At 59.0% G+C, this 16,367-nt stretch carries 12 protein-coding genes; 6 read left to right on the top strand and 6 right to left on the bottom strand.

What is annotated here, in order from left to right; genetic code table 11:
- Positions 1-7 precede the first annotated feature (7 nt).
- Positions 8-649 (top strand): oxidoreductase, encoded by a 642-nt coding sequence (locus B348_RS0108015; protein WP_017735615.1) that lies wholly within the window; start codon positions 8-10, stop codon positions 647-649.
- A 139-nt stretch (positions 650-788) separates the two neighbouring features.
- Here B348_RS0108015 and B348_RS0108010 read toward each other — a convergent pair whose 3' ends face one another.
- From B348_RS0108010 to B348_RS0107985, 6 genes are all read right to left on the bottom strand, one after another.
- Positions 789-1,073, bottom strand: coding sequence for a YceK/YidQ family lipoprotein (locus B348_RS0108010; RefSeq protein WP_017735614.1), 285 nt, complete (start codon positions 1,071-1,073; stop codon positions 789-791).
- Positions 1,066-1,695: a flavin prenyltransferase UbiX gene (gene ubiX / locus B348_RS0108005; protein ID WP_017735613.1), complete on the bottom strand. Its 630-nt coding sequence runs from the start codon at positions 1,693-1,695 to the stop codon at positions 1,066-1,068. The genes B348_RS0108010 and ubiX overlap by 8 nt, the downstream gene beginning before the upstream one ends.
- Positions 1,692-3,041 (bottom strand): UDP-N-acetylmuramate:L-alanyl-gamma-D-glutamyl-meso-diaminopimelate ligase, encoded by a 1,350-nt coding sequence (gene mpl / locus B348_RS0108000; RefSeq protein ID WP_026136654.1) that lies wholly within the window; start codon positions 3,039-3,041, stop codon positions 1,692-1,694. The genes ubiX and mpl overlap by 4 nt, the downstream gene beginning before the upstream one ends.
- 116 nt (positions 3,042-3,157) lie before the next feature.
- The gene (locus B348_RS0107995; protein ID WP_026136653.1) at positions 3,158-4,228 is read right to left on the bottom strand and encodes a hypothetical protein; all 1,071 of its coding nucleotides are present in this window, start codon (positions 4,226-4,228) and stop codon (positions 3,158-3,160) included.
- A 246-nt stretch (positions 4,229-4,474) separates the two neighbouring features.
- The gene (locus B348_RS0107990) at positions 4,475-7,738 is read right to left on the bottom strand and encodes a hypothetical protein (protein ID WP_157356485.1); all 3,264 of its coding nucleotides are present in this window, start codon (positions 7,736-7,738) and stop codon (positions 4,475-4,477) included.
- Positions 7,739-8,112: 374 nt separating this feature from the next.
- Positions 8,113-10,020 carry a sigma-54-dependent Fis family transcriptional regulator gene (locus tag B348_RS0107985; protein ID WP_017735609.1) on the bottom strand — a complete coding sequence of 636 codons (1,908 nt, stop codon included), beginning with the start codon at positions 10,018-10,020 and terminating at the stop codon, positions 8,113-8,115.
- A gap of 271 nt (positions 10,021-10,291) precedes the next feature.
- Between B348_RS0107985 and B348_RS0107980 the strand changes: the two genes are divergently transcribed.
- From B348_RS0107980 to B348_RS0107960, 5 genes are all read left to right on the top strand, one after another.
- Positions 10,292-11,812 (top strand): aldehyde dehydrogenase family protein, encoded by a 1,521-nt coding sequence (locus tag B348_RS0107980; protein WP_017735608.1) that lies wholly within the window; start codon positions 10,292-10,294, stop codon positions 11,810-11,812.
- Between the two features lie 210 nt (positions 11,813-12,022).
- On the top strand, positions 12,023-13,456 hold the full coding sequence (eat, locus tag B348_RS0107975; RefSeq protein ID WP_017735607.1) for an ethanolamine permease: 1,434 nt from the start codon (positions 12,023-12,025) through the stop codon (positions 13,454-13,456).
- Between the two features lie 52 nt (positions 13,457-13,508).
- Positions 13,509-14,903, top strand: a complete 1,395-nt coding sequence (locus B348_RS0107970) for an ethanolamine ammonia-lyase subunit EutB (protein ID WP_017735606.1) — start codon at positions 13,509-13,511, stop codon at positions 14,901-14,903.
- Positions 14,900-15,733 carry an ethanolamine ammonia-lyase subunit EutC gene (eutC, locus tag B348_RS0107965; RefSeq protein ID WP_017735605.1) on the top strand — a complete coding sequence of 278 codons (834 nt, stop codon included), beginning with the start codon at positions 14,900-14,902 and terminating at the stop codon, positions 15,731-15,733. Before B348_RS0107970 ends, eutC begins: the two co-directional genes overlap by 4 nt.
- A 92-nt stretch (positions 15,734-15,825) precedes the next feature.
- Positions 15,826-16,284, top strand: a complete 459-nt coding sequence (locus B348_RS0107960) for an N-acetyltransferase (RefSeq protein ID WP_017735604.1) — start codon at positions 15,826-15,828, stop codon at positions 16,282-16,284.
- The last annotated feature ends 83 nt before the right edge of the window (positions 16,285-16,367 follow it).

Raw genomic sequence — 16,367 nt, 5'->3', positions numbered from 1 at the left:
AAACACCATGTACCTGACGCCTCAACATATCCTGCTGGCCGGTGCCACCGGCCTTACCGGCGAGCACCTGCTTGACCGCCTGCTCAACGAACCCACCGTGACCCGCGTCCTGGCACCCAGCCGCAAACCACTGGCCGAACACCCGCACCTGGAAACCCCGGTGGGCGCCCCGGCCGTGTTCCTGCCACAACTGAGCGGCCGCGTGGATATCGCCTTCTGCTGCCTGGGCACCACCATCAAGCAGGCCGGCTCGGAAGCTGCGTTCCGCGCGGTTGACCTGGACATGGTGGTGGCCTTCGCCAAGCGTGCGCGGGAGATGGGCGCGCGGCACCTGATCGTGATCAGCGCGATTGGCGCCGACCCGAAATCGTCGATTTTCTACAACCGCGTCAAAGGCGAAATGGAACAGGCGCTCAAAGCCCAGGACTGGCCACAATTGACCATCGTGCGGCCGTCGCTGTTGCTGGGTGAGCGCCTGGAACCACGCCTGGCCGAGCAACTGGCCGGGCCGCTGTCAAAGCTGATTCCTGGCAAGTACCGCGGCATCGAGGTGTGCGAACTGGCCCGGGCCATGTGGCGCCTGGCGCTGGAAGAGCAGGATGGAGTGCGGGTGGTGGAGTCGGATGAGTTGCGCAAGCTCGGCAAGTGATTTTGCGGTGGCTGGGCCGGCCTCTTCGCGGGCAAGCCCGCTCCCACATTTTGATGGGTGAACACAGTCTTTATTTGTGAACACAGTCAAATGTGGGAGCTGGCTTGCCTGCGATGAAGCCAGCCCAGGCAATACACCGCTACAGGCCGCCCGTGGCGTTGAAGCCAACCCCCAACACCGTCAACACCGACAACGGCAACAACAAGGTATCGAGCAACGCACTCGCCGGCAGATCCACCCCCGGATAACTCGGCGCCTCAGCCCCAAACCGATCCTTGGCGCAGCAGCCGCCATTCATTGCATACAGATCCAGGCGCGTGCCGGCATACACCACCGGCGCGCCGGGTTGCGCCGCATCCAGCGTGCGCGCGGTGGCGCAGCCGGTCAGTTGCAGCACAAGCACCAACAGCAGCGCCTTATTCATCGCTGCTCAAATGGTGCTCACCCCAACGCGGCAGCATGTCCTGGGGAATATTCAGCAGGTTCAGGATGCGCGCCACCACAAAGTCCACCAGATCATCGATGGTCTGCGGCTGGTGATAGAAGCCGGGCGACGCCGGCAAGATAGTCACGCCCATGTTCGACAGCTTGAGCATGTGCTCCAGGTGGATGCTCGAATACGGCGCTTCGCGTGGCACCAGGATCAACTGGCGACGCTCCTTCAAGGTCACATCCGCCGCGCGCTCGATCAGGTTGTTGCACGCGCCCGTGGCAATCGCCGACAAGGTGCCGGTGGAACACGGCACCACCACCATCGCTGCCGGCGCGCCGGAGCCGGAAGCCACCGGCGACATCCAATCTTCCTTGCCGTACACCTTGATCTGCCCCGCCGCCGCACCGGTGTACTCGGTGAGGAACGCCTGCATCATCTGCACCTTGGGCGGCAGGGCGACGTCGGTCTCGGTAGCCATCACCAACTGCGCGGCCTTGGAGATCAGGAAGTGCACTTCACGGTCTTCGCGCACCAGGCAATCCAGCAGGCGCAGGCCATAAGGCGCGCCGGACGCGCCGGTCATCGCCAGGGTCACGCGTTCCGGGCCGCTCATTTCAGCGCCTCGGCCAATTTACCGTGCAGGCCGCCGAAGCCGCCGTTGCTCATCACCACCACATGGGTGCCAGGCTTGGCGAGCTGCTTGACGTGTTCAATGATGCCTTCGATGGAGTCGCAGACCGTTGACGGCACGGTGCACAGCGCGGCAATCGCCGGCAGATCCCAGCCCAGGTTGGCCGGTGCATACCAGACCACCTGGTCGGCGTCGTTGACGCTTTCCGGCAAGCCATCGCGGTGGGCGCCGAGCTTCATGGAGTTGGAACGCGGCTCGACAATCGCAATGATCGGCGCATCGCCTACGCGTTTGCGCAGGCCATCCAACGTGGTCGCAATCGCCGTCGGGTGGTGGGCAAAGTCGTCGTAGATGGTAATCCCATTCACGTCGGCGACCTTCTCCATACGCCGCTTCACGCTCTTGAACGCGCTCAATGCCGCGATACCCATGGATGGCACCACGCCAACATGCCGTGCGGCCGCCAGGGTCACCAGGGCATTGGCAACGTTGTGTTGGCCAGTCATATCCCAGTCGACGATGCCTTGGGCCTCGCCGTCAAACAGCACTTCAAACCGCGAGCCGTCTTCGCTGAGCAGCCGGACTTGCCATTGCCCACCTTCGCCGGTGGTTTGCACCGGGGTCCAGCAGCCCATGTCGATCACACGCTGCAAGGCTGGCTCGGTGGTCGGATGGATGACCAGCCCTTCGCTCGGAATGGTACGCACCAAATGGTGGAACTGACGCTCGATAGCCGGCAGATCGGGGAAGATATCGGCGTGATCGTACTCAAGATTGTTCAGGATCGCCGTGCGCGGACGGTAGTGAACGAACTTGGAGCGCTTGTCGAAGAACGCGCTGTCGTATTCATCGGCTTCAATCACGAAGAACGGTGTATCGCCCAGGCGCGCCGACACCGAGAAGTTCTGCGGCACACCGCCAATCAGGAAGCCCGGGCTCATGCCGGCATGTTCCAGCACCCAGGCGAGCATGCTGCTGGTGGTGGTCTTGCCATGGGTGCCGGCGACGGCCAGTACCCAGCGGCCTTGCAGCACATGGTCCGCCAGCCACTGGGGGCCGGAGACATACGGCAAGCCTTTATTGAGTACGTATTCGACCGCCGGATTGCCACGCACCATGGCATTGCCGATCACCACCAGGTCCGGGACCGGGTCGAATTGCGCCGGGTCGTAGCCTTGGGTCAGTTCAATGCCCTGAGCCTGCAGCTGCGTGCTCATGGGTGGGTAGACGTTGGCGTCGGAGCCGGTGACGTGATGACCCAGTTCCTTGGCAAGAACCGCCATCGAGCCCATGAAAGTGCCACAGATACCAAGAATATGAATGTGCATGATCGACCTCGTAAAACATCGAGGCAGGTTAGCGCAGGAAGGGGGAAATCGCACTCTTTATGCGGGCCATGCCGAGCAAGGTGCGTGCGGCGCAACTCGCTCGGCAGTTCTGATACTCAAGCGGTCATTGATGTATCAGATTGGTTGTCGAGGTTTTTCATCGCGGCGAGATAACGTAACTTGTCATACGATTCGAGCATACGTTCATATTTTTGTCCAATGAGTTCCAAGCGCGCTCTTGCGCCCTCAGGTATTGGTGCACCGGGTTTATACGGTTTAAAAATGATCCCATTCTGCCGGGTGGCTTTCTTTAATTGCTGTTCGGACTCGCGCAACAACTTTTCCAAATTACCTAAACGCCCGTTTTCATCTTCCGGCCAACTTTCATCCTTGGTAAAGACCTTGCTGGTATCGCCCAGTACAAACATGACCGTGGTGGCCATGCCCAGTAGCTTCATCTCGAAATCGTCCAAACGTTCGCCGATAGAGTCCTGCACCACTGCGCTTGAGTCGGCCACGGGCGTGGATTGGCTGGCCGTGGCATCCGCCGCCTTGCCCTGGCTTGTCGCCCCCGGTAAAAACGGCGGCGGCAACACGCCCGGCGCATAGTTCGCCTTGATCGCCTCCCCACTGGCAACAGACCCCGCATAAGCCGCCACATTCATCGGCGCACTGACCAACCCGGTAATACCTGCGCTGATAAAGGCGTCACGCGCCACCTGGCTGGCCTTGGGTGTGGTGGAGATCACGCCGGCCTTGACCAGGCTCTCGGCGTCTATGACCCGCTTGGTGACCTCGGCGACGCTCATCGTGGAGCGCTTGCCCAGGTTCTCAAGCAGCGACTTATCATTGGCCTTGAGTTTATCAATGACTGACTGCGCAACATTCTTGAACCCGCCTTCGGGCTTGGGGGATGGGCCAGGCTTGATCTCCGGCTTGGGCTTGGGATCCGGTTGTGGTTTTGGCTTGAGGTCTGGTTTGGGCTTGGGTACAGGAACCGTGGAGGCAGGCGGCTTGCTTCCAAACCATGAAAAGAAACCCTTGCCGTTGCCCTTGAGGGCCCGCTTGCTGCGCGACAAAGGTTGATCATCGGGCGCAGCACCGGGTGACTCCGATTGCTGAGCCGGCGCCTCCGTGGGCGAGAGGGGTTGAGGAGTAAAACTAAGTGCAGGTGTTGTAATGTTCATCGTGTTCACCGCCATGGTTTTTGTTGTTTGGAAACACTGGAAGTTGTTGCCTCTATTAAGTGCGCAAAAACTCCCCAGCCGTTCCAACAGAACACGCCACTACAACGTGTATGACAGGTTCACCACGATCCGGAAAACACGGTTCAGCTGACAACAACACATTTCCGTTCTTACACTTGGCCCCACTCTTTCCATTGGGTCCTGGGAGTGCCTCTCCACGCCTGGCGAGGAGAGGCTAGACGGTCCCTAGCTGGCTTGAATGGCCTGATGTTCGGCGTAGGTGTTTACCGACGGTTCGACATTAGAAGTCGGGTTACGTACTCCCTGTGCGATGCTGGGTTTGAAATCTTTCAACTCAGGACCATAGGGTGCCTTGGTATGTGTGTCGAAGGCATACCACTTGCCATCGCGTTGCACCGCCACGACGGGTACATCTTTGCCCCCCGTACTCGGGGAGCGGTAAGTTCCTTCGGCGATAATCTGCTTGTATTCACCGAGAGGGACGTGCCGACTACCGCTTTGCCCGGTTAGGTGACGAGCGCTACCAAAGTAAATCACCGAAGATTTTAAGTTGGGCATTGTTTTCAATACCGTCTTGCCTAACTTGAAAACACCCTTGCCTGCATCATAAAAACTGCCGAACGTGTTCAGCCCTTTTACCCCGCCCCTGGCAAAGCCTTTAAGGAAACCCGCGATGGCACTGAGCCCTTTGGCACCTGCTCTAAGGGCTTGAAAACCGCCTTTCAGTGGAGGCGCCAATAAGCCGATCAGATCAAACAGCCCGGCAATCACCGCTTCATATTTGTCACCATCAATGATGGCTTTAATAAATTTGTAACCAGGAATAAAGCCCAGAAGGAAGTTTTCCAAAAATGCACTCCGGGCCTTTGATTTCTCCCTTTCAGTCATTCCACGGGCCGCCGCCTTGAACTGATTGACTGCATCAGCATAAATAGAAGTGATGGCCTCGGATATCTCGCCGGTCCTAGCCGACGCTGCATCCGTACGTAGTTTTGGATGCGGCGGGGGCAACGCTTCAAACGTTTTACCCGAGTTCGCTCTCATATTTAATTCGTAGTGTTCACCTCCCACGATCAAGTGGTGACGAGTTCTCGTCCAACCATTCTTTTTACGTTCACTGACGTTTATGTCCCATCCCTCGGGGACACCAGGAAGCCGCTCGCCCACCTTGATGATCTTGCCTAACGCTGGCGAGTAGACATAGTCGACTCTATCCCCATTGAGCTGAGTATGAATAAGGAACGCGCCCTGCCCAAAGAGCTTGAATATCGGATGCTCCTCGCTACCTGTGGGGAAGTTAGAACTTTCAGTAGGTTCTAGGTATTCCATTCCAACACGGCCACGTTCAAACCGATGTCGATCTTCAAGCGGTAATTGCGACACCTGATACTGGTAGTTGGCACCCGCCGCCTTACTCATATTCTGAGTGTACTTGTCAAACGCCTCGTCAAGTTTTTTCTCTATATTGCTCAGCGCGCCAAAGAGTTTTTGGAATTGCCTGAACGACAGTCCGTTGCGCCCCTCAGACACCCAGCGGAAACTGTGCAGCTCGCCCGACATATAAATATCCAACAACGAGTATTTTTGAGTATCTCTAAAAGTCACACCAATGCGCCTAAAAGCCGGCTTGTCAAATAGATGCGCCTTTTCTGCACCGTATACTCGCGTCAATTCAGCTATCGCCAACTCACGACGCGTCGGCATTGGGGTAGCGAATACTTCGGTGAAGTCAATGATGGCGTTAACCTGCTTTTGCTGGGCTGCGGCTGCACGCTGGATAGTCTCGGGGCTGTAATTGCCCTCACTGTCTTCCTCAATGACGCCATTGGCGATCCCCCAATCAATCAATGATTGCGCAGCAGCAATCTGTGAATGATGCTGATCGCCCTCTGTAATAGGCTCGTGGGCGTCACGAGCCATGATCTCGTCATAGCTCTGCCCAGCCGACGATCCGGGGGTGTCCAACTCGCGGCGCGTTACAGCCGCGCTGAACGCGGCCCATTGCACAGAGCCGTAGACCATAGATGACGGAATCCCCTTGACCAGGAACTCTGGGGATGACATCGCCAGTAATTGGAAGGCCTTCACTCTCGCCGCCGCCGGGCCAAAGCGACTGGCTAGGTGCGCTTCGAAACGCCTGACGATTTCAGCCGGTGGTCGTTTCCAATTATCGGGTTGACGCAGGTTATAGCCGGCCAAATTATCTCGTTGCTGACCGCCATTCGGGTCTGCCTCAAGCCCTAACGCGGCCAGCAATACTTCCTGGACGCTACTCGGGGTATCGAGTGCGCCAATCGCCACCTGTAGTTGCTTACCCAGCGCACGGGCTTGAGGAGTGCTGATCAAGGCTTGGATATACGCCTGGGGGTCCTGACTGGTCTGTATCGTCACCGCGTTAGGCACCCAGCGCGCCAGATAACTGACCAGTGTGGTCCCTTGCTCCGGCGCGCCACCCGGCGGCGGTGTTTGCTGCGATTTCCAGTCGCCGACGGTGGCATTGATTTGTTCCTGAGTCTCTTTGCTCAATGGCACGGTTTTGCCGAGCAACCCACCAAAGTTCCCCTCAGGGGGGGCAACCAATGGCGGCGCAGACAACGCGCGCTCCAGGTTTTCAACCTCCTCCGGCGTGGTGGGTGCTTGCAAGCCATAGTGCGTGAGCAACTGTTGGACACTCATCCTGACTGGCTGCTTTTGCTCTTCGCTCCACAGTTCGGAGTGGGGTGCAACCGTTACGAAAATAGCCTCCAAATTCCATTTCGCATTGGGCGTCTTGCTCTGCTGTTTCAAAGCATTGAGCAGATTCACCATCGTATTGGCGTCGCCTGCCGTGCGTAAAATCTCTGCGCGTTTTCTGTCATCCGGCAACGCGCCCTGACCGTTGAATATCGGGCGATTGGCGAGCTCTTTTGCGCGCTCTTTCTTTTGCTCACTCGACCTGAGCGAAGGCTCACCATAAAAGTGCTGGATCGTACTTTGATCGACCTGAGCACCGCCAGACGCGCCCGTCTCAAACATTTTATGGCTGTAAACAATATCGTAAGGAAAAACTATTTTTGCCGTAGAAATGAAATTATCAAATATTTCTTTACCCCCCACTACGTTGGCGAGTTCTGGAGAGCTGCTGGTCAATTTTTTGCCGCTGGCAAATAGAATGTCCCCCTTGGTACGGTCGATGGTGAAGGCGCCGTTGGCTTCCCCGACAAGCGCTAGCAACTGTTTGAACACCGGCGACTCGACCAATACTCGCAGCACCTCAATCCAACGTCCCAATGAGGACTTGGCTGGCACCTCAATCGGCTTGCCGGTTAACAGAGCCTCCCCATACTGTTTCGCCAAATCAGCATCGGCGGCTACTCGAGAAACCTCGGAGTCAGCCGATGGAAAATGCTGAGTGACAGGAGGCAATGCGCTTTTCGCTTCGTATTTCAACTGATTGGGATAGTTATTATTAGACCCGACATAGGCTAAACCACGATTAATCACAGTCATGCAACACCTCACAGCTTTAATGAGCGGCTCGTCCTCGCGCCAAATGGAAAGCGCGTGCGACAGACAGATCATGTCAAAAGCCAATAAAGTTCAACGCGCATGCAATCATCATGAGCGCTGAAACTAACGACCGTTCATTCGAACACTGCAAACTGCCGAGTCGTATCGCCCCCCCTATAAAACAGCCCTACTCCATAAAACAAACAGACGACCCAGTTAGCACCCGAACTTCAACAATAAATCTTTCGGATTCCAAGCCATTATGTGGTCACGCCCCATACAGAAGTTCCAACACTCCAACTGAGCCAGCAACACGTTACTCGGCACACATCTTAATAACCTTCTCACAATAAGGAGAATCCGAAACAAGAAAACTAACGTCTTATAGTTCCAGGCAATCCAACGCCATATTTTCGCAGTTTCCGGTACAACGTATTACGACTGACGCCCAGTTGCTCGGCGGTGTGAGTCATATGCCAGCGCTGCTGCTCAAGAGCGCTCAATAATGTTTGTCGCTCAGCCGCATGCAGGGGCGAAGCCTCGACGCACGCCATGGCCGTAGCCCTCTCACGGATAGACGCGGGCACATCATCCAACGTTACGCGTCCGCATTCAGCCAACGCCACCAATGTACGCAAGACCATGCGCAATTGCCGCACATTGCCCGGCCAGGCATACGCAAGCAGCGCCTCACGTGCCGCGCCCGCCAACACGACAGTCTGCTCGCCGGCCTCTTGACCCAGTAGAAAGTCCAACAGCTGCGATTTGTCCTTGCGCTCACGCAGGGGCGGCAAGGCGACTTCCAAGCCGTTCAACCGGTAATACAAATCCTCGCGAAAGCTGCCAGCCTGAACGCGCTCCAGCAAATTGCGGTGAGTAGCGCTGATGATTCTGACATCCACCGCCTGGGGTTCGCCGCCGATGGGCACCACCATGCGGTCTTCCAGGACTCTCAACAGGCGAGTCTGCAATACCAGCGGCATGTCACCAATTTCGTCGAGGAACAATGTGCCGCCATCGGCCTGTTGCAACTTGCCGGGCATGCCTTCCTTACGTGCGCCAGTGAAACTGCCACCGCGATAGCCGAACAACTCACTCTCGATCAGGCTTTCTGGAATGGCGGCGCAATTGAGTGCAACAAAAGTTTTGTGGGCTCGCTGACTGGCCTGGTGCACCGCCTTGGCGAATGCTTCTTTGCCGGAGCCAGTTTCACCCTTGATCAACAGCGGCACATCACGCTCGAACACGCGCAATGCCTTGCGAAAATCACTTTGCAGTGCCGGGTCGCCCAGGCAAATCCCCGGCAAACGCGGGGCTGCGGGCTTCGCCACGGGTGCCGGCAGGCTGGGCACCTGGCCGCGCAACGCGGCGAACAGATGCCTGCCATCGCGGGTACGTAACGGCCAACTGGCGGTGGCATTGACGCTGGCGCGGCCAAGCAATTGATCCAGCGAACACTCGAAAAACGCTTCCACCGGTTGCCCCAGCAAACCGCCACGCCTCTGTCCCAGCAGGTTGAGCGCGCTCTGGTTGACCGCACAAATGCGCCCTTCGCCGTCAAACGCCAGCAGGCCCTCGCTGAACAGGCCCACCGACTCCGCCTGCAAGTGAAAACGCAATAACCAATGGTTTTCAAAATGACGCAGAAAGTAACAACTCTCGATCATCTTCGCTGACAGATTCACCAGCGCCATGGTGTGGAACTGGCTCTGGCGCGATACCGCTTCGCGCGCCGAAGACACATCGAGCACCGCCAGCAGTTCGCCATGAGGGTCGAATACCGGGCTCGCCGAACACGTCAGCCCGGTATGCCGGCCACGAAAGTGCTCATCGCGATGAATGGTCAGGGATTGGCGCTCCACCAGGCAGGTGCCGATGCCGTTGGTGCCTTCGCACGCCTCACTCCAATCGGCACCGAGCCACAACCCGGCGCGCTCGAAGATCTTGCGCTCGGACGACGCGGTGACACAGTTGAGGATCACCCCGCGCGCATCCGTGAGCAGCACGGCATGGCCGGCGCCCGAGAGCTGTTGGTGCAGGCTGTTCATCTCGCTGCCGGCGATGTGCAGCACTTGTTGCAGGCGCTCGCGGCTTTCCAGCAAGCGGCCGTGCTCAAGCACCGTGGGCGCGAGGGTCTGCGCAGGGTCGAGGTGATAGTCCTCAAGGCAACGCAGCCAGGAGCGGGCGATGGACGGGTCGCTGGCGGGGCCTTGGGAACGCTCTTGGCCACGGGTGACCGTTAACACTTGCTGGGCATGGCGGCTGAAATGATCGTTGTGCATTTCTTATTATTCTCCCTGCGTGAGAACGCCCAGCATCCCCCAGCCTCCCGACCAATGCAATCCCAGGCAGACCCGTCAGTCACAGGCTGTACCGTTTATGGCACAAACTGTCACTTCGCCTGTACCAGCACTGCCACAGTAGTGCCTTGCAACAAAGTCCAAGCCCTTGATTTACCTGGCCCCCACGGCAGTGGCCCAACCTTTGCTCTACGCTTTATCAAGCGCTGCTGCGCTGCACTCCAATAAACATAAAAGCCAGGAGATACCCACCATGCGTTACGCACACCCCGGTACTGAAGGCGCCATCGTTTCGTTCAAGGCCAAATACGGCAATTACATCGGTGGCGAATTCGTTGCGCCGGTCGATGGCAACTATTTCACCAACACCTCGCCGGTCAACGGCAAGGCTATCGCCGAATTCCCCCGCTCCACTGCCAAAGACATCGACAAGGCGCTCGACGCCGCCCACGCCGCTGCGGACGCCTGGGGCAAGACCTCGGTGCAGGACCGCTCGCTGGTGCTGCTGAAAATCGCCGACCGCATCGAACAGAACCTCGAACTGCTGGCCATCACCGAAACCTGGGACAACGGCAAGGCCGTACGGGAAACCCTCAACGCCGACATCCCGCTGGCCGCCGACCACTTCCGCTACTACGCCGGCTGCATCCGCGCCCAGGAAGGCAGCAGCGCCGAAATCAACGAACATACCGCCGCCTACCACTTCCACGAGCCGCTGGGCGTGGTTGGCCAGATCATCCCGTGGAACTTCCCGCTGCTGATGGCCGCGTGGAAACTCGCCCCGGCCCTGGCCGCCGGCAACTGCGTGGTGCTCAAGCCGGCCGAGCAAACGCCGCTGGGCATCAACGTGCTGCTGGAAGTGATCGGCGACCTGCTGCCACCGGGCGTACTCAACGTGGTGCACGGTTTTGGCAAAGAAGCCGGTGAGGCGCTGGCCACCAGCAAGCGCATCGCCAAGATCGCGTTCACCGGTTCCACGCCGGTGGGTTCGCACATCATGAAAGCGGCAGCCGAGAACATCATTCCGTCCACCGTTGAACTGGGCGGCAAGTCGCCGAACATCTTCTTCGCCGACATCATGAAAGCCGAGCCATCCTTTATCGAGAAAGCGGCCGAAGGTTTGGTGCTGGCGTTCTTCAACCAGGGTGAAGTGTGCACCTGCCCGTCCCGTGCGCTGGTGGAAGAGTCGATCTACGACGACTTCATGAAAGTGGTGATGAAGAAGATCGAAGCGATCAAACGCGGCGACCCGCTGGACACCGACACCATGGTCGGCGCCCAGGCGTCCGAGCAGCAGTTCGACAAGATCCTGTCCTACCTGGAAATCGCCAAGGGTGAAGGCGCGCAATTGCTGACGGGCGGTAAGGTCGAGAAGCTCAGCGGCGATATGGCCGGCGGCTATTACATCCAGCCGACCCTGCTCAAGGGCACCAACGAAATGCGCGTGTTCCAGGAAGAAATCTTCGGCCCGGTGGTCAGCATCACCACCTTCAAGGACGAAGCCGAAGCCCTGGCGATTGCCAACGACACCGAGTTCGGCCTCGGCGCCGGCGTGTGGACCCGCGACATCAACCGCGCCTACCGCGTCGGCCGGGCGATCAAGGCGGGCCGCGTCTGGACCAACTGCTACCACCTGTACCCGGCGCATGCCGCGTTTGGCGGTTACAAGAAGTCCGGTGTGGGCCGTGAGACGCACAAGATGATGTTGGACCATTACCAGCAGACCAAGAACTTGCTGGTGAGCTACGACATTAATCCGTTGGGGTTCTTCTAACTGACAACCCGCTCCCATACTTGAAATGCAATCAAGTGTGGGAGCTGGCTTGCCTGCGATAGCGGTGTGTCATTCAACATAAATATTGGCTGTAGTGGCCTCATCGCAGGCAAGCCAGCTCCCACATTTAGATCTTCATAAGTACTTGCTTACATGCATTCGGCACACAGATGCCGAGTTAAAAACAATAACAATGAAAGGTACTTCCCCATGCCTAGCGAACCGACTGGATCTTCCGTCGACTTCGAGAAAGTCGACTCCCAATACTTCCAACAACGCGAACTGAAAAAAGGCGCCGCCGGCTGGGTGCTGTTGGTGGGCCTTGGTGTTGCCTACGTCATCTCCGGCGACTACGCCGGCTGGAACTTCGGCCTGGCCCAAGGCGGCTGGGGCGGCATGTTCCTCGCCACATTGCTGATGGCCACCATGTACCTGTGCATGTGTTTTTCCCTGGCCGAATTGTCCTCCATGATTCCTACTGCGGGTGGCGGCTACGGCTTTGCCCGCAGTGCATTCGGGCCGTGGGGCGGGTTCCTTACCGGTACCGCGATCCTGATCGAATACGCCATCGCCCCCGCCGCCATTGCGGTGTTTATCGGCGCCTATTGCGAGTCGCTGTTCGGCATTGGCGGCTGGATGATTTACCTGGCGTTCTACATCATCTTTATCGGCATCCACATCTTCGGCGTCGGCGAAGCCTTGAAGCTGATGTTTGTGATTACCGCCGTCGCCGCGATTGCCCTCGGCGTGTTCCTGGTGGCGATGGTGCCGCACTTCAATGTCGCCAACCTGCTGGATATACCGGTGACCGAAGCCAAGGGCGCCAGCACCTTCCTGCCCTTTGGCTACGTGGGTGTGTGGGCGGCGATTCCTTATGCCATCTGGTTTTTCCTCGCCGTCGAAGGCGTGCCGTTGGCGGCGGAAGAAACCAAGAACCCCAAACGCGACCTGCCGCGCGGCTTGATTGGCGCCATTGTGGTGCTGACCAGTTTCGCCCTGCTGATCCTGGTGATCGCACCGGGCGGCGCAGGCACCTACGCGCTGGTCAAATCCGGCAACCCGCTGGTTGAAGCGCTGGCGCTGTCCTACGGCGGTTCGACGTGGATGGGCAGTTTCGTCAACCTGGTCGGCCTGGCCGGCTTGATTGCCAGCTTTTTCTCGATTATCTACGCCTATTCGCGGCAGATCTTCGCGCTGTCCCGTGCTGGCTACCTGCCGCGCAAACTGTCCCAGACCAATAAAAGCAAAGCGCCTGTACTGGCGCTGGTGATCCCCGGCATCATTGGTTTTGGCCTGTCGCTGACCGGCCAGGGCGATCTGCTGATCCTGGTGGCGGTGTTTGGCGCAACCATTTCCTACGTACTGATGATGGCCGCGCACATCACCCTGCGCATCCGTCGCCCCAAAATGGACCGTCCGTACCGCACCCCCGGTGGCATCTTCACCTCCGGCGTCGCCTTGGTCCTGGCCTGCGTGGCCGTGGTGGCGGGCTTCCTGGTGGATCCACGCGTGGTGATTGGCGCCGCGATCATCTATGGAGTATTAATTGCTTACTTTGCTTTCTACAGCCGGCATCACTTGGTAGCAGGCACGCCCGAAGAGGAATTCGCGGCGATCCAGGCCGCAGAAGCCGCCTTGCACTAACTGCCGTAAACCTCGACGCGGGCGGCTGCCCGCGTCGTCAAGGAGACACTGTATGGCAAGCTTTTCCCACGCGGTGGGTACACAAACCTACCGCTTCGACAGCCTGAAAGACGTGATGGCCAAGGCCAGCCCCGCACGTTCCGGGGATTTCCTCGCCGGCGTGGCCGCGCAGAACGACGGCGAGCGGGTGGCGGCGCAAATGGCGCTGGCCAATATCCCGTTGAAACACTTCCTCGAAGAAGCGCTGATTCCGTATGAGAACGATGAAGTCACCCGGCTGATCATCGACACCCACGACAAACAGGCATTTGCCGTGGTCAGCCACCTGACCGTCGGCGGCCTGCGCGACTGGCTGCTCAGTGACGCAGCCGACGAACACAGCCTACGGGCATTGGCGCCGGGGCTGACACCGGAAATGGCCGCTGCCGTGTCCAAGATCATGCGGGTGCAAGACCTGGTGCTGGTGGCGCAGAAGATCCGTGTGGTCACCCAGTTCCGCGGCACCATGGGCCTACGCGGGCGCTTATCCACGCGCCTGCAACCGAACCATCCAACGGACGAACCAGCCGGCATCGCCGCGAGCATTCTCGACGGCCTGCTCTACGGCAACGGCGACGCCATGATCGGCATCAACCCGGCCACCGACAGCATCGCCTCGATCTGCGCGATGCTGGAGATGCTCGACGCGATCATCCAGCGCTACGAGATCCCGACCCAGGCCTGCGTGCTGACACACGTCACCACCTCCATCGAAGCGATCAACCGTGGCGTGCCGCTGGACCTGGTGTTTCAGTCGATTGCCGGCACCGAGGCGGCCAACGCCAGTTTCGGCATCAACCTGAATGTGCTGCAAGAAGGCTATGATGCGGGCTTGAGCCTGAATCGCGGCACCCTCGGCCAGAACCTGATGTATTTCGAAACCGGCCAGGGCAGCGCCCTGTCGGCCAATGCGCACTTTGGCGTCGACCAGCAAACCTGCGAAACCCGCGCGTATGCGGTGGCACGGCACTTCAAGCCGTTCCTGGTCAATACCGTGGTCGGTTTTATCGGCCCCGAGTACCTGTACAACGGCAAACAGATCATCCGCGCCGGCCTCGAAGACCATTTCTGCGGCAAGTTGCTGGGCGTGCCGATGGGTTGCGACATCTGCTACACCAACCATGCCGAAGCCGACCAGGACGACATGGACACCCTGCTGACCCTGCTCGGCGTGGCCGGGATCAACTTCATCATGGGCATCCCCGGCTCCGACGACATCATGCTCAACTACCAGACCACCTCGTTCCACGACGCCTTGTATGCCCGGCAAACCTTGGGTTTAAAGCCGGCGCCGGAATTTGAACAGTGGCTGGCGAAAATGGGCATCTTCACGCAAGCCGACGGCAAGGTGCGCTTCGGCAACAGCCTGCCACCGGCGTTTCGCCAAGCCTTGGCGCAATTGGGATGAAGGAGCCGCCCGTGCAACTCGACCTACCAGAGAACCCGTGGCTGGAGCTGCGCCGCCTGACCCCGGCGCGCATTGCCCTGGGCCGTACCGGCACCAGTATTCCCACGAATGCCCAACTGGACTTCCAGTTCGCCCACGCCCAGGCGCGCGATGCCGTGCACCTGCCCTTCGACCACGCCGGCCTCAGCGGCCAGTTGGCCGAGCGCGGCCGTGACAGCCTGCTGCTGCACAGCGCCGCGACGGACCGGCACAGCTACCTGCAACGCCCGGACCTGGGGCGGCGCTTGAGCGATGAGTCGGCACAGGCGCTGCGTGAGCATGCGGCGGCCAATCCCGGTGGGGTGGATCTGGCGGTGGTGGTAGCCGATGGCCTGTCCGCGCTGGCCGTGCATAAACACACGTTGCCGTTTCTGACACGCATGGAAGAACAGACCCACGCCGAAGGCTGGTCCTTGTCACCCGTGATCCTGGTGGAACAAGGCCGCGTGGCCGTGGCCGATGAGATTGGCCAACTGCTCGGCGCGAAGATGGTGGTGATCCTGATCGGCGAACGGCCAGGGCTCAGTTCGCCGGACAGCCTGGGCCTGTATTTCACCTACAACCCCAAGGTCGGCCTCACTGATGCCTATCGCAATTGCATCTCCAACGTCCGCCTCGAAGGCCTGAGCTACGGCATGGCCGCCCACCGCCTGCTTTACTTGATGCGAGAGGCGTGTCGCCGGCAGCTGTCGGGGGTCAACCTCAAGGATGAGGCGCAGGTGCAGACCATCGAATCGGATGATCCGGACCTGATGAAAGGCAATTTCCTGCTCAGTTCACCGGATGACTGATCGCTGCATGATTGCGCTTTTTCACGCCATTAGGCAGCATCGAGTCACGGCCGCTTGTGTGGTCATACCCCATTTGGAAGTTGAGGCCTGGCATGCGGATTACTCAAGCGACCCTGGAACACCTGGACCTGTTGACCCCGTTATTCGTCAAATACCGCGAATTCTACGGGGCGTTGCCCTTCCCGGACTCGTCGCGGGCCTTCCTGGAAAAGCGCCTGCGGCGCAAGGAGTCGGTGATCTACCTGGCCCTGGCTGATGATGATGACAAGAAGCTGCTCGGGTTTTGCCAGCTGTATCCGAGCTTTTCGTCGTTGTCGCTCAAGCGCGTGTGGATTCTCAACGACATCTACGTGGCCGAAGACGCCCGTCGGCAATTGGTGGCGGACAACCTGATGCGCACGGCGAAAAAAATGGCCAAGGAAACCCATGCCGTGCGGCTGCGGGTGTCCACCAGCAGTGACAATGAAGTGGCGCAGAAGACCTATGAGTCGATTGGCTTTCGTGAGGACACGGAGTTCAAGAACTACGTGCTGCCGATCAGCGAGGACTGAAGCCCCCAAACACCACAAATCCCCTGTGGGAGCTGGCTTGCCTGCGATAGCGGTGGGCCAGCCAGCGTACCTTTCACAGACCC

Origin of the sequence: Pseudomonas sp. CBZ-4 (assembly GCF_000346755.1) — a bacterium.
In the GTDB taxonomy this organism is placed as follows: Bacteria; Pseudomonadota; Gammaproteobacteria; order Pseudomonadales; family Pseudomonadaceae; genus Aquipseudomonas.
Note: the sequence above shows the minus strand (reverse complement) of the source record. Positions and strands in the feature narration are given on the sequence as shown.

Bases quoted from the DNA above. Each gene is read 5' to 3' on its own strand.
- mpl (WP_026136654.1), bottom strand. From the start codon at position 3,041: ATGCACATTCATATTCTTGGTATCTGTGGCACTTTCATGGGCTCGATG.
- B348_RS0108015 (WP_017735615.1), top strand. From the start codon at position 8: ATGTACCTGACGCCTCAACATATCCTGCTGGCCGGTGCCACCGGCCTT.
- B348_RS0107990 (WP_157356485.1), bottom strand. From the start codon at position 7,738: ATGACTGTGATTAATCGTGGTTTAGCCTATGTCGGGTCTAATAATAAC.
- B348_RS0107985 (WP_017735609.1), bottom strand. From the start codon at position 10,020: ATGCACAACGATCATTTCAGCCGCCATGCCCAGCAAGTGTTAACGGTC.
- B348_RS0107960 (WP_017735604.1), top strand. From the start codon at position 15,826: ATGCGGATTACTCAAGCGACCCTGGAACACCTGGACCTGTTGACCCCG.
- ubiX (WP_017735613.1), bottom strand. From the start codon at position 1,695: ATGAGCGGCCCGGAACGCGTGACCCTGGCGATGACCGGCGCGTCCGGC.
- B348_RS0107980 (WP_017735608.1), top strand. From the start codon at position 10,292: ATGCGTTACGCACACCCCGGTACTGAAGGCGCCATCGTTTCGTTCAAG.
- B348_RS0107970 (WP_017735606.1), top strand. From the start codon at position 13,509: ATGGCAAGCTTTTCCCACGCGGTGGGTACACAAACCTACCGCTTCGAC.
- B348_RS0108010 (WP_017735614.1), bottom strand. From the start codon at position 1,073: ATGAATAAGGCGCTGCTGTTGGTGCTTGTGCTGCAACTGACCGGCTGC.
- eat (WP_017735607.1), top strand. From the start codon at position 12,023: ATGCCTAGCGAACCGACTGGATCTTCCGTCGACTTCGAGAAAGTCGAC.
- eutC (WP_017735605.1), top strand. From the start codon at position 14,900: ATGAAGGAGCCGCCCGTGCAACTCGACCTACCAGAGAACCCGTGGCTG.
- B348_RS0107995 (WP_026136653.1), bottom strand. From the start codon at position 4,228: ATGAACATTACAACACCTGCACTTAGTTTTACTCCTCAACCCCTCTCG.